The 25718-nt window shown below is 70.4% G+C and carries 23 protein-coding genes and 1 pseudogene; 9 read left to right on the top strand and 15 right to left on the bottom strand.

Translation table 11 applies throughout. The features are described 5' to 3' along the window. Positions 1-275: 275 nt before the first annotated feature. Positions 276-800 carry a hypothetical protein gene (locus ACTMTB_RS26800; RefSeq protein WP_441148971.1) on the bottom strand — a complete coding sequence of 175 codons (525 nt, stop codon included), beginning with the start codon at positions 798-800 and terminating at the stop codon, positions 276-278. 73 nt (positions 801-873) lie between these two features. After that, positions 874-2133, bottom strand: a complete 1260-nt coding sequence (locus tag ACTMTB_RS26795) for an IS110 family transposase (protein ID WP_441148970.1) — start codon at positions 2131-2133, stop codon at positions 874-876. A 322-nt stretch (positions 2134-2455) separates the two neighbouring features. Here ACTMTB_RS26795 and ACTMTB_RS26790 point away from each other — a divergent pair, with 322 nt between their 5' ends. The 5 genes from ACTMTB_RS26790 (at position 2456) to ACTMTB_RS26770 (ending at position 7114) form a co-directional block, all read left to right on the top strand. Then, on the top strand, positions 2456-4120 hold the full coding sequence (locus tag ACTMTB_RS26790) for a DUF885 domain-containing protein (protein ID WP_441148969.1): 1665 nt from the start codon (positions 2456-2458) through the stop codon (positions 4118-4120). A 573-nt stretch (positions 4121-4693) separates the two neighbouring features. Then, on the top strand, positions 4694-5098 hold the full coding sequence (locus ACTMTB_RS26785; RefSeq protein WP_441148968.1) for a hypothetical protein: 405 nt from the start codon (positions 4694-4696) through the stop codon (positions 5096-5098). Positions 5099-5322: 224 nt separating this feature from the next. Next, the gene (locus ACTMTB_RS26780; RefSeq protein ID WP_441148967.1) at positions 5323-5793 is read left to right on the top strand and encodes a hemerythrin domain-containing protein; all 471 of its coding nucleotides are present in this window, start codon (positions 5323-5325) and stop codon (positions 5791-5793) included. A 218-nt stretch (positions 5794-6011) separates the two neighbouring features. Beyond that, complete coding sequence (locus tag ACTMTB_RS26775; protein WP_441148966.1) at positions 6012-6524, top strand: transposase; 513 nt, start codon at positions 6012-6014, stop codon at positions 6522-6524. Positions 6525-6562: 38 nt separating this feature from the next. Beyond that, the gene (locus ACTMTB_RS26770) at positions 6563-7114 is read left to right on the top strand and encodes a CbrC family protein (RefSeq protein WP_441148965.1); all 552 of its coding nucleotides are present in this window, start codon (positions 6563-6565) and stop codon (positions 7112-7114) included. Here ACTMTB_RS26770 and ACTMTB_RS26765 read toward each other — a convergent pair. Next, positions 7087-7929, bottom strand: a complete 843-nt coding sequence (locus ACTMTB_RS26765) for a hypothetical protein (RefSeq protein WP_441148964.1) — start codon at positions 7927-7929, stop codon at positions 7087-7089. The genes ACTMTB_RS26770 and ACTMTB_RS26765 overlap by 28 nt on opposite strands. A 145-nt stretch (positions 7930-8074) precedes the next feature. Here ACTMTB_RS26765 and ACTMTB_RS26760 point away from each other — a divergent pair, with 145 nt between their 5' ends. Continuing rightward, the gene (locus tag ACTMTB_RS26760) at positions 8075-8419 is read left to right on the top strand and encodes a DUF1330 domain-containing protein (protein ID WP_280838951.1); all 345 of its coding nucleotides are present in this window, start codon (positions 8075-8077) and stop codon (positions 8417-8419) included. 581 nt (positions 8420-9000) lie between these two features. Here ACTMTB_RS26760 and ACTMTB_RS26755 read toward each other — a convergent pair. From ACTMTB_RS26755 to ACTMTB_RS26745, 3 genes and pseudogenes are all read right to left on the bottom strand, one after another. After that, the gene (locus ACTMTB_RS26755; RefSeq protein WP_441148963.1) at positions 9001-9585 is read right to left on the bottom strand and encodes a hypothetical protein; all 585 of its coding nucleotides are present in this window, start codon (positions 9583-9585) and stop codon (positions 9001-9003) included. Positions 9586-9804: 219 nt separating this feature from the next. Next, positions 9805-11634 carry a hypothetical protein gene (locus tag ACTMTB_RS26750; RefSeq protein ID WP_441148962.1) on the bottom strand — a complete coding sequence of 610 codons (1830 nt, stop codon included), beginning with the start codon at positions 11632-11634 and terminating at the stop codon, positions 9805-9807. Positions 11635-11687: 53 nt separating this feature from the next. After that, positions 11688-11908 (bottom strand): annotated as a pseudogene (locus tag ACTMTB_RS26745) (cupin); the annotation flags it as partial. Between the two features lie 506 nt (positions 11909-12414). Here ACTMTB_RS26745 and ACTMTB_RS26740 point away from each other — a divergent pair. Further along, positions 12415-12570, top strand: a complete 156-nt coding sequence (locus tag ACTMTB_RS26740; protein ID WP_441148961.1) for a hypothetical protein — start codon at positions 12415-12417, stop codon at positions 12568-12570. 81 nt (positions 12571-12651) lie between these two features. Further along, a complete protein-coding gene (locus ACTMTB_RS26735; protein ID WP_441148960.1) occupies positions 12652-13953 on the top strand; it encodes an ROK family transcriptional regulator in 1302 nt (433 codons plus the stop codon). Between the two features lie 43 nt (positions 13954-13996). On the opposite strand, the gene ACTMTB_RS26730 is transcribed toward ACTMTB_RS26735, so the two are convergent. From ACTMTB_RS26730 to ACTMTB_RS26690, 9 genes are all read right to left on the bottom strand, one after another. Then, on the bottom strand, positions 13997-15886 hold the full coding sequence (locus tag ACTMTB_RS26730) for a ricin-type beta-trefoil lectin domain protein (protein WP_441148959.1): 1890 nt from the start codon (positions 15884-15886) through the stop codon (positions 13997-13999). A gap of 151 nt (positions 15887-16037) precedes the next feature. Next, positions 16038-17498, bottom strand: coding sequence for a GH1 family beta-glucosidase (locus ACTMTB_RS26725; RefSeq protein WP_441148958.1), 1461 nt, complete (start codon positions 17496-17498; stop codon positions 16038-16040). Between the two features lie 47 nt (positions 17499-17545). Next, positions 17546-18553 (bottom strand): ABC transporter ATP-binding protein, encoded by a 1008-nt coding sequence (locus tag ACTMTB_RS26720; protein ID WP_441148957.1) that lies wholly within the window; start codon positions 18551-18553, stop codon positions 17546-17548. Continuing rightward, complete coding sequence (locus ACTMTB_RS26715; RefSeq protein ID WP_441148956.1) at positions 18550-19599, bottom strand: ABC transporter permease; 1050 nt, start codon at positions 19597-19599, stop codon at positions 18550-18552. Before ACTMTB_RS26715 ends, ACTMTB_RS26720 begins: the two co-directional genes overlap by 4 nt. A gap of 3 nt (positions 19600-19602) precedes the next feature. Continuing rightward, on the bottom strand, positions 19603-20580 hold the full coding sequence (locus tag ACTMTB_RS26710; RefSeq protein WP_280839617.1) for an ABC transporter permease: 978 nt from the start codon (positions 20578-20580) through the stop codon (positions 19603-19605). After that, complete coding sequence (locus ACTMTB_RS26705; RefSeq protein ID WP_441148955.1) at positions 20577-21743, bottom strand: ABC transporter ATP-binding protein; 1167 nt, start codon at positions 21741-21743, stop codon at positions 20577-20579. Before ACTMTB_RS26705 ends, ACTMTB_RS26710 begins: the two co-directional genes overlap by 4 nt. Before the next feature lie 90 nt (positions 21744-21833). Further along, positions 21834-23510 carry an ABC transporter substrate-binding protein gene (locus ACTMTB_RS26700; RefSeq protein ID WP_441148954.1) on the bottom strand — a complete coding sequence of 559 codons (1677 nt, stop codon included), beginning with the start codon at positions 23508-23510 and terminating at the stop codon, positions 21834-21836. 124 nt (positions 23511-23634) lie between these two features. Then, a complete protein-coding gene (locus ACTMTB_RS26695; protein WP_441148953.1) occupies positions 23635-24636 on the bottom strand; it encodes a LacI family DNA-binding transcriptional regulator in 1002 nt (333 codons plus the stop codon). A 304-nt stretch (positions 24637-24940) separates the two neighbouring features. Further along, entirely contained in the window at positions 24941-25072 is a 132-nt protein-coding gene (locus ACTMTB_RS26690) for a hypothetical protein (protein WP_441148952.1), read from the bottom strand. Positions 25073-25318: 246 nt separating this feature from the next. Between ACTMTB_RS26690 and ACTMTB_RS26685 the strand changes: the two genes are divergently transcribed. Continuing rightward, positions 25319-25687, top strand: a complete 369-nt coding sequence (locus tag ACTMTB_RS26685) for an SgcJ/EcaC family oxidoreductase (RefSeq protein ID WP_441148951.1) — start codon at positions 25319-25321, stop codon at positions 25685-25687. The last annotated feature ends 31 nt before the right edge of the window (positions 25688-25718 follow it).

Genomic DNA, 25718 nt, shown 5'->3' with positions numbered 1-25718 from the left:
CCACGGAGAGTCCGCCTACCAGCGCTAGGCAGGTCAGGAACACCAGACCGGATCGCCGGCGGCCGAAAGCCCCGCCGGCCGAACCGAACTTCCGCAGACTTCCCCATGAACCACCACGATCTGGAACTCCTCGGGCGCGGTCGGTCGCCCGAGCGTCACCGGCATCATGCTGGGTCGACATGACGTCATGATCCCATGGGTCTCCAGCCATCCATTCGGCTCCCGCCGCCGCAGACACGACCGCTTCAGCCGCCGACCGTGCGTCACGTGGACGACTACGCCGTTGTGGCTCCGGCAACGGCGTTGTGCTGCTGGTTTGCTGCGGTGCGCCGGACGACCTGGATACCGGCGGTCGTGGTGGTCACGAGTGCCACGGATGCGGCGACCAGCAGCAGGGTGGTCTCGGCCAGAACAGTGCGCATGTACTCGCCCCCGTTTGCGGTGGCGGACAGATACTGCACGGCTGCGATCAGGTTGAGGGGTACGGCGATGGTGGCGCCCATCCACCACCAAGCCACTGGCGCTGTGGGTGCGACCGGTGGTCCGGTGCGCCGGGCCCGGATGACCCAGTTGGCGACGCCGGCCCAGGCGGTAAGCAGCGTGAGAAGCAGCAGACAGAACATCGCTGCGGACAGCTCGCGAAGCGGCACGATGGTGTCGAGCATGTCCAACGTGCCGGACCCGTCGTGGGTCACTACGCCGATCCGGTGCTCGTACGCTGCGAGGGCGACGATGGTGTGGAAGACGTCAACGACCATGAGGGCGACAAGGGCGGTCACGGCGATGCGGGCACCGGGCATCTGACGACGATAGCGGTGAAACATCGCTTGAGCGCTGATCCTTAGTTCACGGGTCGCCTCGTAGAGTCCACGCTCACGTGCACGGATCTGCCGCGATCCGCGCGCTACGCAGCGTCACGCCGAGCTGGCCCGGTTGCCCTCCGGTCGTGGCACCCCTCTGTGTCATCCATGAAGAGGCGGCGAGGAGCGGTGTTCTAGGCTGGGGTTCGGCGGGTCCGGGAAGTGACTGTTCCGAAGTGTCGATCATGGGGATCGTGTCGGCCGCGCTGGATTGAAGAGTCGCCCCCACGTGTCCTCCCGGGCCCGTCCCGGCCTTCTTGACGTCTTTGATCATTTGCTTGTAGACGATGTCGGACAGCCGTCGCTTGAGGGCGCGCATGGCCTCCATCGGTGTTTTGCCTGCGGCGAGTTTGCGCCGGTAGTGGGCGCGGCCTTCGGTGTCGTGGCGCAGCTGGACGACGGCCATGATGTGCAGGGCCCGGTTGATGCGCCGGTTCCCGGCCCTCGACAGGCGGTGGCGTTGCTGGTCACCGGACGACGCGTCCAGGGGTGCGGTGCCGTTCCTGGACGCGAAGTGCCCGCGGGTGGCGAAGCGGCTGATGTCCGCGACGTCACCGATCAGGCGGGCGGCGCCGGAGGGGCCGATGCCGTGGAGGTCCTGCAGACTGCTGCCGGTGGTCTCGACGAGCTCGGTCAGTTCCTTGTCCGCGGCCTTGATCTTCTTGTCGACCTGGACCAGTTCACTGATCAGCTCGGAGGCGAGCCGGCGGCGGGTGCGCCCGACCAGATCACGCGGCCGGACGGTATTGAGCAGGGCGCGGGCCTGCGGAGCGGACAGGAACTTCTTCGCCCCACCGGGCAGCAGTTCCAGCAGCAGCTTGTGGATGCGGTTGAGCAGATCGGTGCGGGCATGGCCGAGACCGTCGCGGCGGTCGGCCAGCAGCCTCAACGCAATCGTCACGTCGTCGACGGTGACCTGCCGTAGACCCTTGCTGCGCAGGGCGGCGACGGCGACGCTGTGGGCGTCGACCGGGTCGGTTTTACGGCCCTGACCGGTGTCGAACACCCGGGCCCGCGCGGACAGTTTCGCCGGCACGTCCACCACCGTTTCGCCGTCAGCGACGAGACGCTGGGCGATGTGTCGGCCGATGCCGTTGCAGCCCTCCACCGCCCAGACACGGTCCTTGTGCTGCCGGCCGAGCTTCAACATCGTCTGGTAGCCGTCGCGGTCGGTGCCGAACCGGCCCTGCGCCAGGACCTTCGCGCGGCCGTTGATGACTTCGATAGTCGCGGACCGCTTATGCGGATCCATACCGATGATGACCTGTCCCACGCTCGTCCTCCTCGATCAGACCGGGGCTGAATCCGGCGAGGAGGGCAGCGCTACTTCGAGCTGGGCAGACCCCTCTTGAGCCTCTCCGCGCCACGGTGACCGGCAGGACGCATGCCACGAGTGAGCCACACCAAAACGCGGTGGGCAGCCGAGGTGAGAGCGACCCCACCGGTCACCTCGACCAAGCCTGGCCGGGCTGCGGTCACACCACCAGTAGATAAGTAGCCGATGAGCGGAAGTTGTCAGTTGGTTCTGAACCGCTTGCCGCGATCGATGCAGCTCGCACCACGGCAGCTAGGGCAAGGCCCTAGCAATGCCCCCCATGGTCGAGGACTTCGCGGATCGGCTCCTGTGCGAGATGGCCGACCTCGACCCCTGCACAGCGGTCGTCGAGGCTGGCGAGCAGGATGTCGAGGGGCTTACCGACTACGGCCCGGAGGGCCACCAGGCCCGCGCCGATCTCGCAGCCCGCGCCCTGCGCGAGCTCGAGATCTTGGGTGACGCACTGCCGGCCGCGAGCCCGCTGCACGCCCACCTCGCCGAACGGCTGCATACGCGTATCGCCTTTCACGACGCCGGGGAGGACCTGCGTGAACTGCACGCGGCGGCCACCGGTCCGCTCCAGCTCATCCGCCAGGCCGTCGAGGCCGCGGTTCCCGGCCGCGGCGCCGCGGGCGCGGCCTTCGAGGAGGGCTGGGCTCGTGTCGGCGCACGCCTGGCCGCGATCCCCGCGGCCTTGGACGGGTATGCCCGCAGCCTTTTACTCGCCGCGGAGCGCGGCAATTTGCCGGCGCGGCGCCAGGTGGAGCTCGTCACGCAGCGCTGCCGCAACTGGATCGACGGCGATGTCGCCCTGGTGGATCGCTACGGCGAGGGGCGTCAGCGGGCGTCGTTGCAGGCCGCGGCGGCGGGCGCGCGAGGGGCGTACCAGAAACTGGCCGAGATGCTGACCGCGGACCTGGCACCGCGGGCCGTTGATGAGGAAGCGTTCGGCCAGCAGCGGTACGCGCTCTGGGTGCGCACCTTCCTCGCGACCCAGCCTGACCTGCGCGAGCTGTACGACTGGGGCTGGGACGAGTTCCGAGCGATAGAGGCAGAGCTGATCGCGGAGGCGAAGGCCCTGGGCGGGAGCGTGCCAGAGGTGCTCGCCTGGCTCGCCAGCCCCGACGCACCCGGCACGCTGCACAGCAGGGAGGCGTTCGCCGCGTGGCTGCAGGAGCTGTTGGAGGCCGCCACCGAGCGACTGGACGGCGTGTACTTCGACATCCCCGCCCCGCTGCGGCGCATCGAGTCGCGGTTGACCACGTCGTCCGGCATTGCCTACACCGGGCCGTCGCGGGACCTGACGCGGCCGGGCCGGGTCTGGTGGTCGCTGCCCGAGGACGCAGCGAGTTTCCCCACCTGGTACGCCTACAGCACCGCCTATCACGAGGGCGTTCCCGGCCACCACCTCCACCTCGGCGCCGAGGTCTGCCGGGGAGGCCTCGGGCAGCGGCTGAACCTGCTCGGCGGCCTCTCCGGCAGTCAGGAGGGCTGGGCACTGTACGCCGAGCGGTTCATGGACGAGCTCGGGCTCTATGAACAGCCGGGTGCGCGACTGGGGCATCTATTCATGCAGCTCCTGCGGGCGGCACGGGTCGTGCTCGACATTGGCCTGCACCTGCGGCTGCCGATGCCGTCTGGCGACAGAGCATTGTGGACGCCGGACGCGGCGTTGAAGCTATTGCGGGACCGCTGTCATCAGGGGCCGTACGCGTCCGCCGAGCTCGCGCGTTACCTGGGCCGGCCAGGGCAGGCGCTGGCCTACAAGGTGGGTGAGCGCGTGTGGCTGGCAGGCCGCTCGTCCTTTCCCGGCGACGGGCGCGCATTCCATCGTCAGGCGCTTGAGCTGGGTTCGCTGGGCTTGGATCAGTTGACGGCCGCCCTCCAGGGTGACCGCGCACCACTCGTGCACCGTGGTGAAACGAGCCAGGGACCGCACTTGTAGCTGCACGTCCTTGACGTCGGACCAGTCTGAACCAGGGCCAGACTTAACAGCGCGTACGACCTTGGTATCAACACGGTCATGGTCTATTTCCACGTCCGGATCTGCCGCGATCCGCGCTATGCAGTTGCGGCATGTCGGCGTCGTCAGCGCGTGGACATGCCTCCCAACGAATCCCACGACTGGTCGCCACCCTACGATCGCGGTTCGACCGCCTCTACCAGGTCGAGCAGGACTGGCTGAGCGAGCACTGGCGCGGCATTACCCCGGACGGACCTCACCCAGACCGGCTCGCCCCCGCCCGACCCCGCACCATTCCAGGCCTTGGCATACGCCACCCACCTGTTCCGTCCGGTGCACTGACCGTTCCGAAACAGCGATCCTCGGCGGCGCGATCGACGAGGACAGCAGAGACGGCCCTGCCAGGCTCCACTCCCCGGGAACTCGGCCAAGTCGCCAGAGACAACGGCTACGTGATTGGGGCTCGCGCATGACCGCACGATCAGCGGCATGACAGGACACCGCCCGCGCAAACTCCGATATTCAGGAGATCTTGGACCCCCTACGATCTCCTTCGTGGCTGACTTGGCGCAGTGCTTGAGCAAGAGTTGCACAACCGGCTGGCTCGATTGGGTCCACGGCGAACTGTGGCTTTCGCCGGTCGGTTTGATCAGGCGCCGGCTGAGCTGGAGCGAGTCGAAGTCGCACGGCCTCGGGCCGACGGTTGGCACACCGTTGCCTGAATCCGCCTTGGGCTCGTTCGATCTCGCTACGCTGCTGGCCGAGCATCCCACCAACAAGGTCATTTACTTCGACGCGGTGGTCACTGCGCGGCTGGTCAAGGGCAAAACAAGCGATGCGCTCCGACTCGCCATGAGCGACGGGGACCGACACAAGCTGCTTTGGCTTCGCCGGGACCGGGCATACGAGATCTTGTCGAACTCGCTGCCCGCTGCACTCGGTGACCGGCTACTGCGATGAGGCACTGACCTGCAGAAGCGCGATGGTGGCGGAGCCATTCGGCGCGCGTTGTCGGCGGCAGAAGCGTGCACGGGCTGACCATGGCAGTCTTTCGCCTTTCCGTCAGCTGATCTCGATGAACTATGCTTCGGGTAGCGTCGCGTGCCGGTGGCAGACGGTGTCAGGCATGGAGGCGCCCGACCGAGGGAGACCGACGATGTTGACGTCGCATCCTTCGTCTTCGCGTGACTGAGCGCGAGACGACCAGGCTCATCGCCTGGAGCCGTGAGCTTCGCCAGGTGCACACGCGCCTGCGCGAGGCGCTCGACCTCACCCGCAGTGCGGTTGCCGAAGGCGGGTCCGGCGAGGCAGCCACCCGTGACCTGCTGCTGTACTGCCACGGGTTCTGCGCTGCCCTTGACGGGCACCATCGGGGCGAGGACCACACCCTGTTCCCGGCCATCAAGGCGGTCCACCCGGAGCTGGAGCCCGTGCTCCGCTACCTCACCCAGGACCACTCGATGATCGCGCACCTGCTCGCAGGCCTGCAGGCCGCGGTCGATCGGGCCGCACCGGTCGCCGAGTTGGATCGTCACCTCGAGGGCGTCGCAGCCATTATGGAGAGCCATTTCCGGTACGAGGAGCGTCAGCTGCTCACTGTGCTCGAGACGCTCTCGCTGGATACGCCACCCGAGGAGGTCCTGGGACCGCTGTGAGCAACCCGGGCCCGCGAACCGGCGGGCCCGGCCGCTCCATCCTCAGCTGCCGAACTCGGTCCACGTCCCCCGATTGCCGGGACGAGGACAGCACGATGGTGTCCGGACAGGGTTCACCGCATCGACAGCGCGCTCTTTGGGTCTTTCATCCCTTGTGGAGGGCAATCTACGATGCCGAGACGTGAGGCGTGGCGAGCAGCCGCCGTGGGTCGTGCCGGATGGGCTGTGGCAGCGCATCGAGCCGTTGCTGCCCAAACCTGAGCGCAATCCACGGCACCCGGGACGCAAGCGGATCCCGGACCGGCAGGTGCTGTGCGGGATCCCTGTTCGTGCTGCACACCGGCATCCAGTGGGAGTTCCTGCCCCAGCAGCTGGGGTTCGGTTCCGGGGTGACCTGCTGGCGGCGCCGGGAGGAGTGGAACCGGCCCGGGGTGTGGCAGCGGCTGCATGAGGTGCTGCTGGCCGAACTGCACGGCGCGGGCAAGGTCTACTGGTCCCGCGCCGTGATCGAATCCTCACACGTGCGCGCCGCCGGACGTGGGACGTTGGCAAGCCCATCGATGGCCAACCTACCCCGCCAGGAGGTAGCCCGCTCGGCTGCCGGCTCCCGGTTGCGAGCTGGCCGCCGGCCGCCGCCCGATGTCGGGTCTCAGGACCTGCGTGACAGATCAGTCTCGGGACGTGGGGGACACGTCCGGCTAGACGATCTTCGTTTCAGGGTAGCTGTTTAGGGCTCAGGTGGCTGCTCGTGACGCCCTAGGATCGGCGGGTGCTGGCTGACGAGGAAGGTCTTCCGCAGTTCCCTTATCACCCGGATCCGGTGGGGACGGGTTCGATCGTGGCCGCTGAAGTGGTGTGCGTGTGTTGCAGGCGGCGGCGGCCGTTCACTTATGTCGGCCCGGTCTATGCGGTGGAAGAGCTGGCCAGGGCGCTGTGCCCGTGGTGCATCGCGGACGGCCGGGCGGCGGCGATATTTGACGCGCAGTTCACCGACGCGAGCTGGCGGGTTCCGGATGATGTGCCTGCCGACGTGACGGAGGTGGTTCTCCGCCGAACGCCCGGCTTTGTGGGGTGGCAGCAGGAGCAGTGGTTGCACCATTGCCGAGACGCGGCGGAGTTCCATGGCTCGGTCGGGGCGGACGAGTTGGCTGACTTTCCGGACGCGCTGGAACACCTGCGGCTGGAGTTGGCCGGGGTTGGCTGGTCGGCCGATGAGAAGGACTGGTATCTGCAAGCGCTGAGCAAGGACGGCCCGGTCACCGCATATCTCTTCCGCTGCCGGCACTGCGGCAGTCACCTCGCGTACTCCGACTCGACCTGACCGCCCGCTTTGTGCCGTGAGGGCTCCGGCTTGCGGACCTTGAAGCGGGCGATCGGTTTGACGGTGGTGCGTGGCACTTCGGTGAGGAGCTGGTCGCCGTCATGGACGCGGAAGGTGGTGTCGGCGGCTTCGACGGTGAGGGTTGCTCCGGCGTGGGCGATGCCGACATGGATGCGTTGACCGGCAATGACCAGGGCTCCTCGGCAGCTGACGCGGCGTCTGACCCGCACTGGTTGCGGGTTCGGGGTGGGTGGTGGTCCAGCGGGGCGGGCGTCGCGGATGCTGGCGGCCTCGGCCGGTGTCAGGGGGTTGGGCAGGCTGCGCAGCAGGACCCCGTCGGCGGTGATCTGCATGAGGCCGAGGTCGAGCCGGACGGTGACCCGCCTGCCGGCGAAGTGGTAGCCGACGGGGTGTTGCCGGCCGGCGAGGCTGATCAGGCCGGTGGCGTTGACGAGCCGTTCGACTTCGGTCGGGGCGCCGGCTTGGACGGGGCCGGTGGTGATTGGTGGTGGCCCGGCGGGTTGGCCATCGTCGGCGAGGAGTTGGCGCAGGTGGGTGGGGGTGAGCCGGGACGGGACGGTTTTGAGCCGGACGCCGTCGATGAGCAGGTGAACGACGGAGGTGTCAGCCCACAGGGTGACCGGCAGTCCGGCTCGGGTGGCGCTGAGCCAGAACTGTTGCCCGCAGACGGTCAGGTTGCCCGAGGCGGGAACGAGGCGGGTGACCTCCACGGCCAGGCCGCCGTCGTCGCCGATTGCCAATGGTGCTGCCGCTACCGGTCGGCCGAGCCAGGCGTAGCTCGCACCAGTGCGCATACCAGTCCAGCACCGCCCGGGAGGTCCTGGTGATGCTGCTCGGACGAGTCTCAGTCAAGACGCGGTCGGCGCCGGGACCAAGCCGCTAGATTGAGGGCAGCGGCCCGGTGTTCAGCCGGGCGGATGCACCCCACGTGGAGGAAGCATGCCCGCCTTCGTGCTCGTCCACCTGCGCAGCCCGCAGCTCAACGAGGAAGTCTTCACCTATATGGAGCGGGTCCAGTCAACCCTGGAGCCGTTCGGCGGGCGGTTCCGGGTGCATGTTCCCGAGGTCGAGGTGATCGAGGGCGACTGGCCGGGCACGGTGGTCATCCTCGAGTTCCCTGACAGGGACGCCGCCCGCGCCTGGTACGACTCGCCCGCTTACCAGGAGATCCTGCCGTTGCGTACCCGGAACATCGGTGGTGCGCTGATCATCGTCGACGGGGTCGGGCCGGACTATGACCCCGCCCGGACGGCCGCGGCGTTGCGGGCCCGGACGGCTGGCTGAACCGGACGGGCGGCTGGCAGGTCTGGGCAGCGGACCTGCCGCCATGGGGGGTGTGCACGTCCCGGGTCGGTGCGTGCGACCTCCCGAGCGACGTCCGTCCACAAGCGGCGACTCTTCAACGCTTCAGCGATCGAGTAAGGCACGAAGCCTGGCGGGATAAGCCAACCGTCGGCGGCCTGAAGGCTAAAATGCGCCCCGTCGGCGTACAACCACCAGGCCCGCAGGTCCGGCGGCAGTGGCTGGCCGACCGCCTCCTGCGCCGCCACGAGGTCGGGCTCAGACGCCGGCGGTCGTAGAGCCGCGCGGGCCCGAGGCGCGTGCTGTTGAAGCCACGTGTCAATGCGAACTATCGCGGCCGCCGCGACCGCCGCACGATTTGCACCCGCCATAATCACCGTTCCGATCGCCGAACCAGGCCACCTGCCCGGAGCGGCGACAGTTCAACGCCAAGTGTCAGTAGCAAACCACCCAACTCCCTCCGCGGTTCTCGGAGCCATTGGCCGTGGCCGGCGTGATCTCAGGGTGCCTTCATCCGATCGCACCGACACATGACAGTTGCGGCCCATCGGCGTCGTGACTGCTCAGACGGACAAGCACGTGCCATCGGGCAGCGTCCCAGCTACACCGGCCGCCTCGCGCGAGGAAGACACGTAGCCGAGCACGCAGGCACCTTCAACCCGCGCGGCGAACACGAGCCCCTTGCCCTCGGTGATGTCGTCGGACCGCGCCGGCCGTACGACATGGTCGACCAGACCCACACGGTTCAGCGCGTTCCGCAGCTCGCCGGCGTCGACGTTGTCGCGACTGCATGGCCCGGGCCCGCCGGCCGCAGTCGTCACGCAGACCGGCGGCTGTCGATCCACCACGGCCGACAACTCCGTTCGGAGTTCAACGGCGGCGAGTCGGGCGGCCTCCCGCGCCGCTTCGCTCGGCGTGCTCCGGCCAGCCGCGACGGCGAGGTCCCAGTATGGATCGGGCACCGCTCCGGTCGGTTGCGGGGGTTGGAAACAGGTGATGAAACGGGGGACGCTCGGTTCTGCCGCAGTGCTGCCACCACGACTGCTCTGGACCAAGATCGGCGCGGTGAGCGAGACGGCGGCAGAGAGGACGAAGGCAGCACCGAGCGCTGCCGCTACGACAGCCGGTCTCGGTGAGCGCCAGTTCACCTCGCAGACAGTACGCGGAACGGCTTGGCTCCATGGTCCGACGTTGTCCGAAGGGCCGCCCGCTGGCTCCCGCCCACCGCGGATTCGCCCGTCGTCGCGGCATCGTCTGCGGACGCCACGACTCTTGCCCAGAACGCCTTACAAGCGAACGGTCGATTGGGCCGTCTACGGGCCGTCTGGGCCGTTGCTGGGCCGTCAAGCGCCGACCAAACCGTGGAACTACCCGCGGAGTGACCGGCGACCGCTCTCCCGATGCGGCTCGTTGTCCGCCACCGGCTTGCCCAGCCGGGTCACCCAGTCGACGAACTCCGCGTCCTGCCTCGGCAGCGGCTCGCCGTCCGCCGGGGTGCCCGCGCCGTCCCCGTCGGCCCGGGACTTGTTGCGCCGGAACAGGCCCAGCCGGCCGCTGGCCCGCCCGCTGGCCCGTCCCGCCTCGACGACGGATGCCGGGGCGGCCGGCGCGGCGTCGGTCGTGGGCGGGGGCCCGGCGCGCTGGGCGGTCGCGAGGGCGTCCCAGTTCGCGGCCCGGTTCAGGTCCGTCAGGGGCGGCCGGTGCCGAGGCGGGAGCGCCGGTTTGGGCCTCTCTTGCGTGCCGGCCGAGTGGGTCGCCTCGGCGCCCGGAGCGGGCTCGGTCGAGGGCGGCACCCGCCGCGCCGGCACGACCGACCAGGTCGCCTGAACCCGCGTCCGGTCGGTCCTCGGCGGCTGGTACATCCGGCGGGTCCCCGGGGCGACGAGTGCCCCGTCGGGCGGCATCCAGTCGGGTTCGGTGTTGTCGGCCTCCGCCTCCGCCGTCCCGGAGCCGTCCCCACCGGGTCCCGCGGGAAGGTGGGCCGCCGTCGCGGGGGCCGGTTCCAATGTCTCCGGGGTGTCGTCGAGGTCGGCGGGTGCGGCGGGTGCGGCGGTAACGGCCGGTGCGGCGGTCCGCGTCGCGGAGTCGGCCGGTACGGCGCTGGCGTCCCGGTCGCCAGCCGGCGCACCGAAGCCCAGCGGTTCGGCTGCGGTCGGAAGCTTCGCTGCGGTGGCGCCGGCGACCGGCCCCGTGCCGGCCAGGTCGACGGGCTCCGGCTCGTCGGTCGTACCACCAGCGGCTGGCGTCATGGCCTGCGGCACGGCGGGGCCGGCGGACAGCGGACGGAGGATGTCGGTCGGCTCGACGACCCGCGCTTCGACGGTGCGCGGCAGGAGCGGCCAGCGGAACGACGCGGCGGCGGCCGAACCGAGCACACCGGCGGCGACGGCGAGCAGCGCGACGTAGTACGGCGTGATCTGGTACCGGTCGACGGCGTCGCCGGGACCGGCGGTCAGGTAGGCGAACGCGACCAGCACCGTGCCGGCCGCGCCGGTCGCGCCGTTGACCAGCGGCGGGTGCCCGCGCCAGCGGGCCAGCCCGCCGGTCGCCGCGCCGATGAGCAGGGCCACCGCCGGCAGAATCAGGATCGCCTGCCGGTGTGCCGCGTCGGCGTCGAGCCAGGCCGGCTCCAGCACACCGAGCCGGACGGCGGGCAACGGCCCGGCGGTTGCGAGCGACGGGACGACCGAGACGAGCGCCAGCAGCCAGACCACGCCGCCCACCGCCGCCATGTTCCAGCCCAGCGGCGGCTTCACCAGTACGGCGATCGCGGCACCCGCGCCGACCAGCGCGCCGAGGGTCGCGCAGATGCCGACGGCCCAGATCGGGTCCACAGAGAAGCGCTCGGCGGCCTGGGCCGGCCGGACGCAGAGCGGCGCCACGACGGTGGCGCCCAGCGCGGCGGCGGCGGCGAGGGCCACCAATCTGCCCGTGCTCTCCAGCACCCCGTACCGGCGGGCCAGGCGTGCGGTGACGACGGTGCCGGCTGCGGCGGCGTGTGCCGCGAACCAGCCCACCCAGACGAGCTGGGCAGGCCACTGGTTGACGGTGGCGCCGGGGGAGGCGCCGGTGAGCTGGACGATGCCGAAGCTGAACGCGATGCCGAGCTGACCGGCGCCGGCGAGCACGCCCATCCCGAGCGCTGTGAGCAACAGGTTACGCCAGGTGCGATAGACCATGTCCCGCACGTTACGCACCTGATGCACCATTTTCCGCCGGAATGCCGGATTCAATGCCGCCGTGCCAACGGTTACTTCAGTTCGACCAGGCGCGCGATGTACGCGGTGCCGCCCACATTGGTGAGCATGTGGACGGTGCCCGGGCCACGGTAGACGACGTCGTCGGTCGGCTCGTCGGCGTCGATGCGGTGCCGTCCATGGTCTGCACCACGTTCTTCGCGCCCCGGATCGCCACCACCAGGTACGGGTGGTCGTGCCGGTGCAGCGGCTGCCGCTCACCCGGCTCGAGCCGGCCGGTACAGCGCCGACAAACTGGCTGGGCAACAAGGGGTTCGCCGAGAATGCGTAGCCCGGGTGGGGAATTGGTTGGTGTCGATCATCCTGCACGAACGATTCCCAAGGGCGTAGCTCGGCGCCGATGGTTACCTGGGTGCCAACTGTAGTTCTTCCCAGACGACGATCATGGGTTCATGGTCGCGATCGTCCCTCGGGTACGAACCGAATCCCAACGGCGCGTGGCAAGATCCATTCTTGCCCGCACCGTTTGTGTTTCGGGGTCGTACGTCAGGTGCAGCCCGAGGCTGCGGTAGACCTCCGGCTCGGCGTCCCGCAGGGCGCACGCATGGTCTCCGAGTTCCTCGACGACGGCAATGATCCGCTCCTCGCTGAAGCGAGGAGGGACGTCGGTCTTCTCTTCGACTGGCGTGTGGTGTTGTTCGGGCGCGTCGGCGTTCGGCCTGGGTTTCGGCGATCCAGCCGGCGACCACGCCGGATCGGCGGCCGAGGCGGGCGGCGTAGGTGGCCGAGCTGCCGGCGGTCCAGGTGACGCCCTCGGCCCAGGCCGGCGCGGAGCAGGCCACCAGGGCGGTCTGCGTGGCGGCGAGCTCGGTGGCGGCGAGCAGCGCGACGCCGCCGAGCGCGGCGGTCAACCCGCGTCTGAGTCGCCTGGCATAGCACTTCATCAATGCGCTCGCCCTAGCAGTTAACTTTGTTAAATGTAAACGCGCAGTAGTCTGTCAGCACTTGGTTCACCGCATGAAGCAGGCCGCCGGGGGCGGCCGGGAGAGGATGGCGGCGGACGTGGACGCCAAACGCACCACCGTGCGCGACATGCGTCGTGCCAACCGGTCGGTCCTGCTCACCCGGATCTGGCTGGACGGCCCGCTGAGCCGGCACGAGCTGGGGCAGTCCACCGCGCTGAGCCTGGCCAGCGTGAGCAACCTGGTCGGCGAGATGATCGCCGAGGGCCTGGTCGAGGAGGCCGGCTTGGTCGAGTCCGACGGCGGCCGCCCGCGGGTGCTGCTGCGGGTCGCCCCCGGCTACGGCTACCTGGTCGGCGCCGACGTCGGCGAGACCCGGGTGCAGGTCGAACTCTTCGACCTGGCGATGACCGCCCTCGCCAAGGCGGAGTACCCGATCGCCGCCGCCGAGCCCGACCCCCGGCAGGTCACCGACCACCTGCTGCACGGTCTCACCGCGGTGATCGAGCAGGCCGGCATCGACCCGGCGGCGGTGCTCGGCTTCGGCGTCGCCGTCTCCGGCACCGTCGAGCGCGCCGCCGACGCCGTGGTGCACGCGCAGACCCTCGGCTGGGACGGCGTGCCACTCGGCGCCATGCTGCGCGCCGGCACCGACATCCCGGTGCACATCGACAACGGCGCGAAGACCCTCGGCCAGGCCGAGATGTGGTTCGGCGCCGGCCGCGGCGTCCAGCACGCGGTCGTTGCCCTGGTCGGCTCCGGCGTCGGGGCCTGCGTGGTGGCCGACGGCGTGGGCTACCGCGGCGCGCACAGCAGCGCCGGCGAGTGGGGGCACACCACCATCGTGTACGGGGGCCGTCGCTGCCGCTGCGGCAACCTCGGCTGCCTCGAGGCGTACGTCGGGGCGGAAGGGGTGCTCGACCGGTTCCGCCAGGCCAACCGTGGTCGCCCGGCGACCGGCGGCGACGAGGAGACCGCCTTCGGCGAGCTGCTGCGGGCCACCAGCCGCACCGCCGCCAAGGTGCTCGACGAGACGGTCGGCTACCTCGGCGCCGGGGTGGCGAACCTGGTGAACCTGTTCAACCCCGACCGGGTGGTGCTGGGCGGCTGGGCCGGCCTGGCCCTGGGCGAGCGCTACCTGCCGCAGATCCGCGAGGTCACCGCGCGGCACGCGCTGCGCCAGCCGTACGCCCAGACCTCGATCGAGCTGTGCCGGCTCGGACCGGACGCGGTCGCGATGGGCGCGGCCACCCTGCCGATGGCCCGGCTGCTGCGCCACGGCGGCGTGCCGCGCGAACCCGTCGCCCGGGTGGTCCCGGCGCAGGCCGCGCGGCGGCCCCGGACGCGGACCCGCTGAGCCACCGGGCCGGCGGCGGGAGCGCCGCCGGCCCGGCCCCGGCTCAGGACGGGAGGTTCCACTTCTGGTTGGCCCCGCCGGTGCAGCTCCAGATCTGCGTCTTGGTGCCGTCGGCGGAGGTGTTGCCGGTGACGTCCAGGCACTTGTTCGCCTGCGGGTTCACCAGGTCCCGCCCGGCCGTCCAGGTCCACCGCTGGGCGGCGCTGCCGTTGCAGGTCCACAACTGCACCTTCGTGCCGTCGGCGGTGCCGCCCCCGGCCACGTCGAGGCACTTGCCCAGCGAGCGGAGGGTGCCGTCGGCGGCCCGGGTCCACTGCTGGTTCGCGCCGCCGGTGCAGCTCCAGATCTGCGCCGGCGTGCCGTCGGCGCTGGTGTTGTCGGTGACGTCGAGGCACTTGCCGCCGATGCCGGTGATCGGGCCGGTCGGCGTGCCGCCCCCGCCCGACTGGCTGCCGGACCAGGTGAACGTGGCGGTGGTGCGGGCTGGCAGGGTGTAGGTGAAGGACTGCCCGCCCCAGACCACCTTCACCGACTGGGCGGAGCTGCCGCCGTTGTGCGCCAGCAGCGCCTTGGTCCCGTCCGGGTTGCGGTACGCGACGTTCTGCACGGTGCCGTTGGCGGTGGAGTCGATCCGCACCGCCCCCGGCCGGACGAACTTGGTCAGGTGCCCGGTGGTGTAGTACTCGATCGTGTAGTCGACCTGGCCGGCGCGGGCGCCGCCCTCCTGCACCGTGATGAGGCCGGTGCAGGTGCCGCAGCCGCCGTTGTGCGGGCCCATGAACTGGTTGACCGCGAGGCTCCACTTCACCACGCTCCGGCTCCAGTTCCGGGCGTAGTTCACGATGTCGGCCATGTCCTCGTTGTGCTGGTTGGCGATCCAGGTGCCGCCGGAGTGCTCGGTGCTGAACTGCGGCACCGCCGGGTACTGGCCGTGCACCTGGCTGCCAACCGCCGGGTCACCCCAGTAGCCGTGCCAGGCGATGCCGCCGAAGAGCGGGTCGGTGCGGACCGCGCCGTCGGCGAGCAACCCGGAGCCGATGGTGCCGTAGTCGCCGTAGTTCCAGTCGTGCACGAGCACCTTGGTGGTGATGCCGGCGGCGCGGAACGCCGGGTAGACGAAGTTCTTGGTCAGCTCGACCAGGCCGGAGGAGTTCCAGCTCATCCCCGGGTAGTCCATCGCGGTGGGGTTGCCGGCCTGGCAGCAGTTCGGCTCGTTCTGCACCGAGAGGTAGTCGACCTTCACGCCCCGGGCCGCGTACGCCTGGATGGTCTTGACGAAGTACTGGGCGTAGGTGGCGTAGTACTCCCACTTGAGCCAGCCCATCTGGTCCATCCGGCCGTTGTCCTTCATCCAGCCGGGCGCGCTCCACGGCACCACCATCACCCGCAGCGCCGGGTTGAGCTGCCGGGCCTGGGCGGTGAGCAACTCGACGTTCGTGTCGTAGCCGTTGGCCCCGAAGTCGTTCAGGTCGCAGCAGGTGTCGTCGAGCGAGACGTTGCCGGGCCGGGACAGGTCGGAGGCGCCGATCGGGTTGCGCACGTAGGACAGGCCGATGCCGTCGGTGGGGCTGAACAGCTTGCGCATCACCTCGTCCCGGGTGGCCGCGCTCACCGGCCCGCCGCGTAGCAGGTACGCGGTGGTGTCGGTGATGGACGCCCCGGCGCCCTCGAACGGCTGGTACCGGGTGTTCTCGTCGACGGTGACGGTGTGCGCGGCGGCGGGGCTGCTGGCGGCGAAACTCAGCGGGCTCTGCTGCTGCAGGCCCCGGGTGACGGTCCGCCCGCCGGAGTCGGAGGTGGTGGTCAGCCAGACGTTGACGGTCTCGCCGGCGGCCTGCGCGGCCGGCGGCGGGGTGAGGGCGAGGGTGCCGGCCGCGAGGCAGAGCGCCAGGACGGCGCGGCCGGCGAGCCGGGGAACGGTGGTGGGGGACACGGATGCTCCTTCCGGATAAATCGACATCCGTGAACGAGAAAACCCCTCGCACCTGCTTATGTCAAGACATGAAAAATGTGGCCGGCAAGGTGCCCGGGCGCGGCGGGGCAGCCGCCCGGGAGGATCCCGCGCGGCCGCCCGGAGCGGCCGGTCAGCGCTCCCCGCGCACCCGCCGGATGGTGTCGCGGTACCAGTGCGCGCTGCGCTTCGGCGTGCGCCGCTGGGTGTCGTAGTCCACCCGGACGATGCCGAACCGCTTGTCGTAGCCGTACGCCCACTCGAAGTTGTCCAGCAGCGACCAGGCGAAGTAGCCGCGCACGTCCGCGCCGGCCTGCCGGGCCCGGGCCACCGCCCGCAGGTGCTCGGTCAGGTACGCCACCCGGTCGTCGTCGGCCACGAACCCGTCGGCGTCCGGCTTGTCGTCGAAGGCCGCCCCGTTCTCGGTGATCACCATGGGCACGCCCGGGTAGTCCCGGTGCAGCCGGACCAGCAGCTCGGTGAAGGACTCCGGCACGATCTCCCAGTCCATCGCGGTACGCGGCAGGTCCCGGCGGACGACCCGGCGCACCGGCCGGCCGTCGTCCTCCCGCTCCCGGCCCTGCTCGTCCACTCCCGAGTGCGCCTGCCCGAAGTAGTAGTTCACCCCGAGCACGTCGATCGGGGACGAGATGACCGCCAGGTCGCCGTCCTCGACCGGGATGCGCACCCCCTCGGCGGCTAGGTCTGCCACCACGTCCTCCGGGTAGCGGCCGTGGAAGAGCGGGTCCAGGTAGATCCGGTTGCCCAGGCCGTCCGCCGCCCGAGCGGCGTCCCGGTCGGCGGGGCTGTCGGTGGCCGGGTCGGCGGTGGCCATGTTGAGGGTGATGCCCAGCTCGATCGGGCTGCCCGCCGCGCGCAGCCGCTGCGTCGCCAACCCGTGCCCGAGCAGCAGGTGGTGCGCGGCCGCGATCCCGGCGCCGAGGTCTCGCCGGCCCGGGGCGTGCAGGCCGTACGCGTACCCGAGCATCGCCGAGCACCACGGCTCGTTCAGCGTGGTCCAGGTCTTCACCCGGTCGCCGAGGGCGCCGAAGACCAGCTCCGCGTAGTCGGCGAAGCGGTGGGCGGTGTCCCGGTTCGGCCAGCCGCCCGCGTCCTCCAGCTCCTGCGGCAGGTCCCAGTGGTAGAGCGTCACCCACGGGTCGATCCCGCGGCCCAGCAGCTCGTCCACCAGGCGGTCGTAGAAGGCCAGCCCGGCCGGGTTGGCCGGCCCGCGCCCGCCCGGCTGCACCCGCGGCCAGGCCACCGAGAACCGGTAGGTGTCCAGGCCCAGGTCGGCGATGAGTGCCACGTCCTGCGGCATCCGGTGGTAGTGGTCGCAGGCCACGTCGCCGTGGTCCCCGTTGGCCACCGCGCCCGGGACGTGGCAGAAGGTGTCCCAGATCGACGGCGTCCGGCCGTCCTCGGCCACCGCGCCCTCGATCTGGTACGACGAGGTCGCCACCCCCCACCGGAAGGCCGGCGGGAGGGTGTCGATCGGGTCGGCCTGCCCGTGCGACGACTCCAGCTCAGCGCGTCTGACGCCACGCGGCGACCTGGAGCCGTCGGTGGTCGGGCTGGTGAGGTGGGTGTCCATGGTTCTCCTCGCGGTAGCGGGTCGTTCTGTCGGACGGAGAGCGGGGGTCAGCGGGGTACCGGCGCGGCGACCGGGTGCAGCCAGCAGGCGACGTGCCGGCCCGGGTGGTCGTCGACGGGCGGGCCCAGCGCCGGCACCTTCTTGTCGCACGGGTCGAAGGCTTTCGGACAGCGCGGGTGGAACGCGCAACCCTCCGGCATGGCCCGCAGGTCCGGCGGCGAGCCGGGGATGCCGGTCAGCTCGCGGCGCGGGCCGCGCAGCGCCGGGAAGGACTGCAGCAACCCCTCGGTGTACGGGTGCAGGGCCCGCCGGTAGAGCTGCGCGGCGGGCGCCTCCTCCACGATCCGGCCGCCGTACATGATGGCGATCCGGTCGGAGAACTCGACCAGCAGCGACAGGTCGTGGGTGATGAACAGCACCGCGAAGCCCAGCCGCTCCCGCAGCTCGGCGAGCTGGCCGAGGATCTGCCTCTGCATCACCACGTCCAGCGCGGTGGTCGGCTCGTCCATGATGACCACCTGCGGTTCCAGCGCCAGCGCCATCGCGATCATCACGCGTTGCCGCATGCCGCCGGAGAGCTGGTGCGGGTAGCTGTCCAGCCGGTCGGCGGCGATGCCGACCAGGCGGAGCAGGTCCCGGGCCCGGGCCAGCCGGCCCGCCGCCGTGCTCGTCGGCTCGTGCGCCTTGATCACGTCGAGCAGCTGGGTGGAGACCTTGTGCACCGGGTTGAGCGAGTTCATCGCGCCCTGGAACACGATCGAGGTCTCCGCCCAGCGGAACTTCCGCAGCTGCGCCGGGCTGAGGGTCAGCACGTCCACCGGCGGGCCGTCGACCGGGTGGTAGACCACCTGGCCGCCGCTGACGACCCCGGGCGGCGGTAGCAGCCGGGTCAGCCCGTACGCCAGGGTGGACTTGCCGCTGCCGCTCTCCCCGGCCAGCCCCAGCACCTCGCCCCGGTGCAGGGTCAGGTCGACGTCGCGGACGGCGTGCACCGCCGCGTCGCCGAGCCCGTAGTCGACGCGCAGCCCGCGGATCTCCAGCACCGGATCGCTCATCGCACAACGTCCTCTCGGGTGGTGGCAGCCCGTGGCGTCGGGACGGACGGGGTAGGGGCCAGCACGGGGGTGAAGCCGACCCGCATCCGCACGGTGCGGCCGTCGGCGGTGCGGATCCGGGTCTTGCCGGCGCTGCGCAGCCGGGGGCTGACGAACTCGTCGATGCCGAAGTTGATCAGGGCGAGGGCGGTGCCGAGCAGCGCGATGGCCAGCCCGGCCGGGACGAACCACCACCAGGCGCCCTGCGCGAGGGCCTGCTGGCCCTGGGCCCAGAACAGGATGGTGCCCCAGTTCCAGGATGAGATCGACGAGATGCCGATGAAGGCCAGGGTGATCTCCGACATGACGGCGAAGATGACGGTGCCGACGAAGCCGGACGCGATGATGGCGGTGAGGTTGGGCAGGATCTCGAACAGGATGATGCGCCAGGTCCGCTCGCCGGTGGCCCGGGCCGCCTCGACGTAGTCGCGGCGCCGCAGGGACAATGTCTGGGCGCGTAGCACCCGGGCGCCCCACGCCCACGAGGTGCAGCCGATGATGAGCGCGACCAGCGTGTCGCTGGCCTGCTCGACGATCGACGTCACGATGATGATCAGCGGCAGCGCGGGGATGACCAGGAACACGTTGGACAGGGCCGACAGGCCCTCGTCGGCCGCGCCGCCGATGTAGCCGGCGGTCACGCCGATGAGGATGGACAGGATCGTCGCCAGCACACCGGCGACCAGTCCCACCAGCATGACGCTGCGCGCGCCGACCAGGATCTGGCTGAAGATGTCCTGCCCGAGGTGGGTCGTGCCGAACCAGTGCGTGGCCGACGGCGCCTGGAGCACGTCGCTGCTGCGCGCGTCCGGGTCGTACGGCGCCACCCACGGCCCGATCACCGCGAAGAGGCAGTAGATGCCCAGGATTACCAGCCCGGTGGCGGCCTTGGCGTTGGCGACGAACCGGAACCGGCGCCGCTTCGCTCGGCCCGGCGCGGCCGACGGCTGGGCCATCGCCCCCTGACCGGGGATGACCTGCTCGATGCTCGACGGTGAGATGGTCATCGCTCAGCTCTTTCGGGTCCGCGGGTCGAGAAGCAGGTACGCGACGTCGGCGAGCAGGTTCGCCACCAGCACGGAGATCGTGATGATCAGGAAGATGCCCTGCATCAGCGGGTAGTCCTTGGCGCCGACGGCCTGGAAGAGCTGGTAGCCGAGCCCGGGGTAGGAGAAGACGATCTCCACCAGCAGCGTGCCGCCGACGATGAACCCGAGCGACAGGGCGAAGCCCGACACGTTCGGCAGCAGCGCGTTGCGGGCCGCGTAGCTGAGGGCGACCCGGCGCTCGGACAGCCCCTTCGCGTGGGCGACCGTGATGTAGTCCTCTGAGGAGACGGTGACCATCATGTTGCGCATGCTGAGGATCCACCCGCTCATCGAGGAGACCAGGATGGTGGCGGCGGGCAGGATGCTGTGCTGGATCGCGCTCGGGATGAAGTACTGGTCGAACGCTGGCACGAGGCCCGGCTCGTAGCCGCCGGAGGACGGGAAGAAGCTTCCCGGGCCGGCGAACAGGGCGATGGCGACGAGGCCCAGCCAGAAGTACGGAATCGAGGACAGGAACGTGGTGGCCGGCAGGAGGCCGTCGACCCAGGAGCCGCGCCGCCAGCCGGCGCCGACGCCGAGCGCGGTGCCGAGGAGGAAGCTGATGATCGTGGTGATGCCGACCAGGCCGATCGTCCACGGCAGGCTGTCGCCGATCACCGTCGACACCGGCGCCGGGAAGAAGGTGAACGACAGCCCCAGGTCGCCGTGGAGGAGCTGTCCCCAGTAGTGCAGGTACTGCTCCCAGACGTTCTCGTTCGCGTCCAGCCCGAACAGCACGCGCAGCGACTCGATGGCGTCGGCGCTGATCCGGCCCTGGTTGCGCGAGATGAGGGACTGCACCGGGTCGCCCGGGACCAACCGCGGGATGAAGAAGTTGAGCGTGATGGCCGCCCATGCGGTGAACAGGTAGAAGGCCGTGCGCTGCAGGAGGAATCTCATCGGGTCTCCTCCAAGGTGGCGTTGTCGTCCCGCTCGACCGCTGCCGGGGGCGGTGGCACGGCCGGGTCGGCGTCCGGCGCGGCGGAGCCGGGAGTGTCGGCGGCGACGGTGGCCGGGTCGTAGAGCCAGCAGGCCGCCCAGTGGCCGGGCCGGTCGCCGATGGTCAGCCGTGGCGGCAGGTCCGCCGTGCAGCGCCGCATGGCGTGCGGGCACCGGGGGTGGAACCGGCAGCCGGCGGGCGGGGTGATCAGGCTCGGCGGCTCGCCCTGACCGCGGTCCTCCCCGGCGGCCGCGTCGACGCCGGCGCCGTCGCCGGTGATGCGCTCGGGGTCTGGCGCCGAATCGGTGAGCAGCCGGGTGTACGGGTGGGCCGGGTTCTGGGTGACGGTCTCGCTGTCGCCGCCCTCGACCATCCGGCCGGCGTACATCACGATCGTCTCGTCGGCGAAGTAGCGGGCCGAGGCGATGTCGTGCGTGATGTAGAGGATGGCGATGTTGAGCCGCTGCTTGAGGTCTTGGAGCAGGTTGAGCACGCCGAGGCGGATCGAGACGTCGAGCATGGAGACCGGCTCGTCGGCGAGGAGCACCTCCGGGTCGGCGCCGAGCGCCCGGGCGATGGCGACCCGCTGCCGCTGGCCGCCGGAGAGCTCGTGCGGGAAGGCGTCCAGGTAGCGCTCGGGCGGGGTGAGGCTGACCCGGGTGAGCAGCTTGCCGAGGGCCGCCTCCAGGTCCTCGGCGCTGCGCCCGGCGTTGCCGTGGATCCGCAGCGATCGGGTGAGGTGGTAGCGGACGGTGTGCACCGGATTCAACGACGCGAACGGGTCCTGCAGGATCAGCTGGACCCGTCGCACGTACGACCGGAACGGACGACCGCCGCGCACCCTGGTCGACGTGCCGTGCAGGCGGAGGTCGCCGGCGGTGCGGGGGTAGATCTGGGCCAGCAGCCGGGCCACCGTGGACTTGCCGGAGCCGGACTCCCCGACCAGCGCGGTCACCCGGCCGCGACGCAGCGCGAACGATACGTCGTCGACGGCGTGCACGACTGCCGGCGTCCGGGAGAAGAGGTCACGCAGCCGTCTGCGGACGGGGAAGTGCTTGGTCAGGCCGACGGCCTCCAGCACCACCTCGTCGGCGGGTGCCGCCGCGCTCTCGCTCAACGTCATGCCGAGTTCCTGTCTGGGATCGCGATGTCACGAATATCTGGTGCCGCCTCCCCGGTCGGCCGGGGCCGACCGGGGAGGCGGTGTCGGGGGTCAGCTACCGGCGGGCTTCAGGTGCAGGACCACGTCCAGCGCGTTGGGCTGGGTGGGCTGCATGGCGCCGTACGGGTTCGAGTCGTCGGGCCAGCCGGTCCAGTTCTTCGTGCTGTACGCGCCGCCGATGTTGTCCGCGCCGACCGGGATCATCGGCATCTGGTCGACGAAGATCTTCTGCAGCGTGCTCATCGCGGCGGTACGGGCCGCCTCGTCGGTGGCGTTCGCGTAGGCGACCAGGGCGTCGGTCGCCTGCTTGTTGTTGAAGCGGCCGAAGTTGCCCGCCGGGGAGGCGGTGCCGATCGGCTTGAGCTGCCGGCCGTCCATGATCGTCCGGTAGATGTCGTACGGCGTGGCACCGCCCTCGGTCCACCGGAAGGTCGCCTCGAAGTTGCCCTGCTCGACGTTGCGGAACCAGGCGTCCTGGTTGGCCTTGTCGACCGTCGCGGCGATGCCGATCTTCGACAGGTTGTCCTTCACGATCTCGAGGCTGGTCTGGTAGTCGGACCACCCGGCCGGGTCGGTCAGCTTGATCGTGACGGCCTTGCCGGTCTTGTCCTTGAGGGTGTTGCCGTCGAGCTTGTAGCCGGCGCCGGTGAGCAGCGCCTTGGCGCCCTCGACGTCGACCTTGTGCTCCTGGCCCTTGAACTCCGACGCGATGAACGCGTCACCGGCCGGGCTGGGCAGGCCGGTCACGCTCTTCACCAGCGGGTGGAAGTACCCGGCCTCGGCCGTGGTGAAGATGTCCTGGCGGTCGATGACCATGTTCATGGCCCGGCGCAGCGTCGGGTCGTCGAACGGCTTCTTCGTGGTGTTGAGGTAGAGGCCGTGGATGCCCAGGATCGCGGGCGCCCACATCTTGTGGTGCTCCTGGTCCTTGGCCACAAAGACGGTCTGGTAGTTGGGGATGAAGACGAAGCTCCACTCCGACTCGCCGTTGGCCAGCGCGGTGGTCTGCGCGCTGTTGTCGGTGTAGGAGGTGTAGCGCAGCTCCTTGACCTTCGGCAGGTCCTGCCAGTAGCCACTGTCGCGTACCGCCAGGGTCATGCTGGCCGGGGTGAACGACTTCAGGGTGTACGGGCCGCTGCCGACCGGCTGCTTGACGGTGTCGGTCGTCGGGTCGCTGATCTTCTCCCAGATGTGCTTGGGCACGATCGGCACCCGCCACAGCACCTTCTGCTGGTTCACGAACTGCGGGCTGGCCATCTTGATGGTGACCTCGTTGCCGCTGGCGGTCGCGTCCGTGTAGGGCACGCCCTGGTCGTTGAGCGCCGGGTACTTCTTGACCAGGTTGTAGGTGAAGGCGACGTCCTCGGCGGTGACCTTCTGCCCGTCTGACCAGGTGGCGTTGTCTCGGATAGTGACCTTGACCGAGGCGTAGTCTGACGACCACTCGGCCTTGGTCGCCAGCCACGGCTTGAACGGGTCGGCCGGCTTCACCGGGTTCCACATCATCAGCGGCTCGAAGATCTGCCAGCGGTAGCCCAGCGAGGCTGCGGCGGACGTGGTGAGGAACGGGTTGTTGTTCTCGGCCTGCGGGCCGTTCGGCATGCCGACGTTCAGCACCGTGGCCGCCTGGCCGTTCTTCTTGTTCGCGTTCGGGCTGTCGCCGCACGCGGCGACGCCGGTGGCCATCGCGCCGGCCAGCGCGACGGCGAGGAACTGCCTTCTTCTCATGGAGGTCTCCCTCGGTGCTCCCGCAATCCTCGAGCGGGATGTGGTGGATGGAGGGTGTGCGGTGTTGCCACCGGTGGGCGCGGTGCTCCCGCCGGTGTGGGTGGTGGATACAGCGGTGGAGAGGTCAGGTGGTGCCGGTCGAGGCGCGGACGGTGAAGCTGGTGGGAATGACGGTCGGGGTGTCGGGCAGCGGCGTGCCGGCGAGGTGGGCGATGAGGGTGCGGGCGGCGGCCGCCCCCATCTCCCGCAACGGCTGGCGGACCGAGCTCAGCGGGGGGTGGGTGTGCCCGGCCAGGGGCAGGTCGTCGAAGCCGACCACCGCCACGTCGTCCGGGACCCGCCGGCCGGCGTCGCGCAGCGCCTGGAGCGCCCCGGCGGCGGAGAGGTCGTTGTGCGCGAAGACGGCGTCGAACGGCACGCCGTCGGCGAGCAGGCGTTCCACCGCGACCCGCCCGCACTCGAAGGTGAAGTCACCCTCCACGACGAGGGCGGGGTCGATGGGCAGGCCGGCGTCGGCGTAGCCATCCGCGAAGCCGGCCAGCCGCTCCCGGGTGCAGCCGAAGCGGCTCAGGCCGGTGACGACCAGCGGCCGCTTCCGCCCGTGCGCCAGCAGGTGCACCGCTGCGGCTCGCGCGCCGGACTCGTTGGTGGTGCGCACCGACGGGAAGCCGGGCTGGTGGCCGCGGTCGTCGATGAGGATGACCGGCAGTCCGCGTTCGTGCAGCTCGGTGATGTAGTCGAGGGTGCCCTCCGGCTCGACCACGAGCAGGCCGTCGAAGGACTTCGCGGAGACCTGGGAGGCGAACCGCCGCATCGACTCGTCGCCGTGGGTGCAGGTGAACAGCAGCATGCCATACCCCTCGGCCTCGACCACGTCGGCCGCGCCCTGGAGCACCTCGCCCATCCAGGGCCAGGTCAGGGCGGGCACCAGCATGCCGACCACCCGGGTACGCCCGCGGGCCAGGCCGACCGCGCGGGCGCTCGGCACGTACCCAAGGGCGTTGATGACCGCGCGGACCCGGTCGGCGGTGCGGACGTGCACCTCGCCCTTGCCGTTGAGCACCCGGGAGACCGTCGTCTTGCTCACCCCCGCGCGGGTGGCGACGTCGGCGATGGTGATCGGCACGTGACGCTCCCGGGTCGAAGGGGTGAGGCCTTGTTTCGGAACCGGTTGCGGAAGCGGTTCCGTCGCAGTCAACCGAAGTGGCGGAGGTCACGTCAATAACGGGCGGGTAACGAAACATGGCTAAGTTCGAAACCTGAAAAAACTGCCTCTGGGCAGCGCGGCCGATCCAGGGTGTCACCAGCGTCGATGCGAGGAAACGGGGTCGTCCGCGGGGCGTGCCGGCGCCTACCGTGATCCGATGACCGAACCGGCCGGCCTGGACCGGCTCACCGCCTTCGCCGCTGCCTGACGTCCACCAGGCGGGTCAGGCGGGCCGGGCGCGGGCGTAGACGTCGCCCGAGTTGGCCTCGTGGGGCAGCGCCCGCACGTACGCCGCCACCTCGCCCGCCGGCCGCCAGCCATCAAGGGCGAACGCCACCTGGTCGCCGAGCGCCACGGTGGACCTGGTGAAGCCCAGCCGGGTGAGCCGGTCCAGGCAGTGCGCGGGCAGCGCGGGTCGAGCCGATCTTCTCCAGTCTCAAGCGCTACGACTGGCGACCCGATTCACGAACGACGAAGCGGCACATCCCCCGCGATGTCCGAGATGTTCAAAGCAGTCAGTAGCGGCGAGCCGAACGGGCACGATTGACGGATGAAGGCCCGGACCACCCTCGGCCGAGGTCATGCCAGAACGAGGAGCCCCATGACCAGCAATCCGATGGACGAGGTGCTCGGCCGGTGGAAGGCAGCATTTGACGACCATGATGTCGAGGCCATGGCCGACCTGTTCCACCCGGATGCCCTCTTCCTCGGCTTCGGCCCCGAGGTGCTCGTCGGCCGGCAGATGGTACGTGCCTACTACGGCGCCGCACCCGACGATCGCAGCGCGGACGTGACCGTGTTGCACACCTACTCGATCGGCCAGGGGGCGGCTGGTGGTTTCGCCCACGTCGTTTTCCGCGATCCCACCGGCTGGGAAGCCCCGGTGTACCTGTCCCTGGCCCTCCAGTTCAGCGCGGGTTCCTGGCGGATCCGTCAATACCACGTGTGCAGGATCGGCCCACAACGCTGAAAACCGGAGGCGGGGCTTCAACGCCGGCGGC

This window comes from Micromonospora sp. L32, assembly GCF_052068055.1.
GTDB lineage: Bacteria > Actinomycetota > Actinomycetes > Mycobacteriales > Micromonosporaceae > Micromonospora > Micromonospora purpureochromogenes.
The sequence above is the reverse complement of the archived record's forward strand: the minus strand, read 5'-3'. Positions and strand labels throughout refer to the sequence as shown.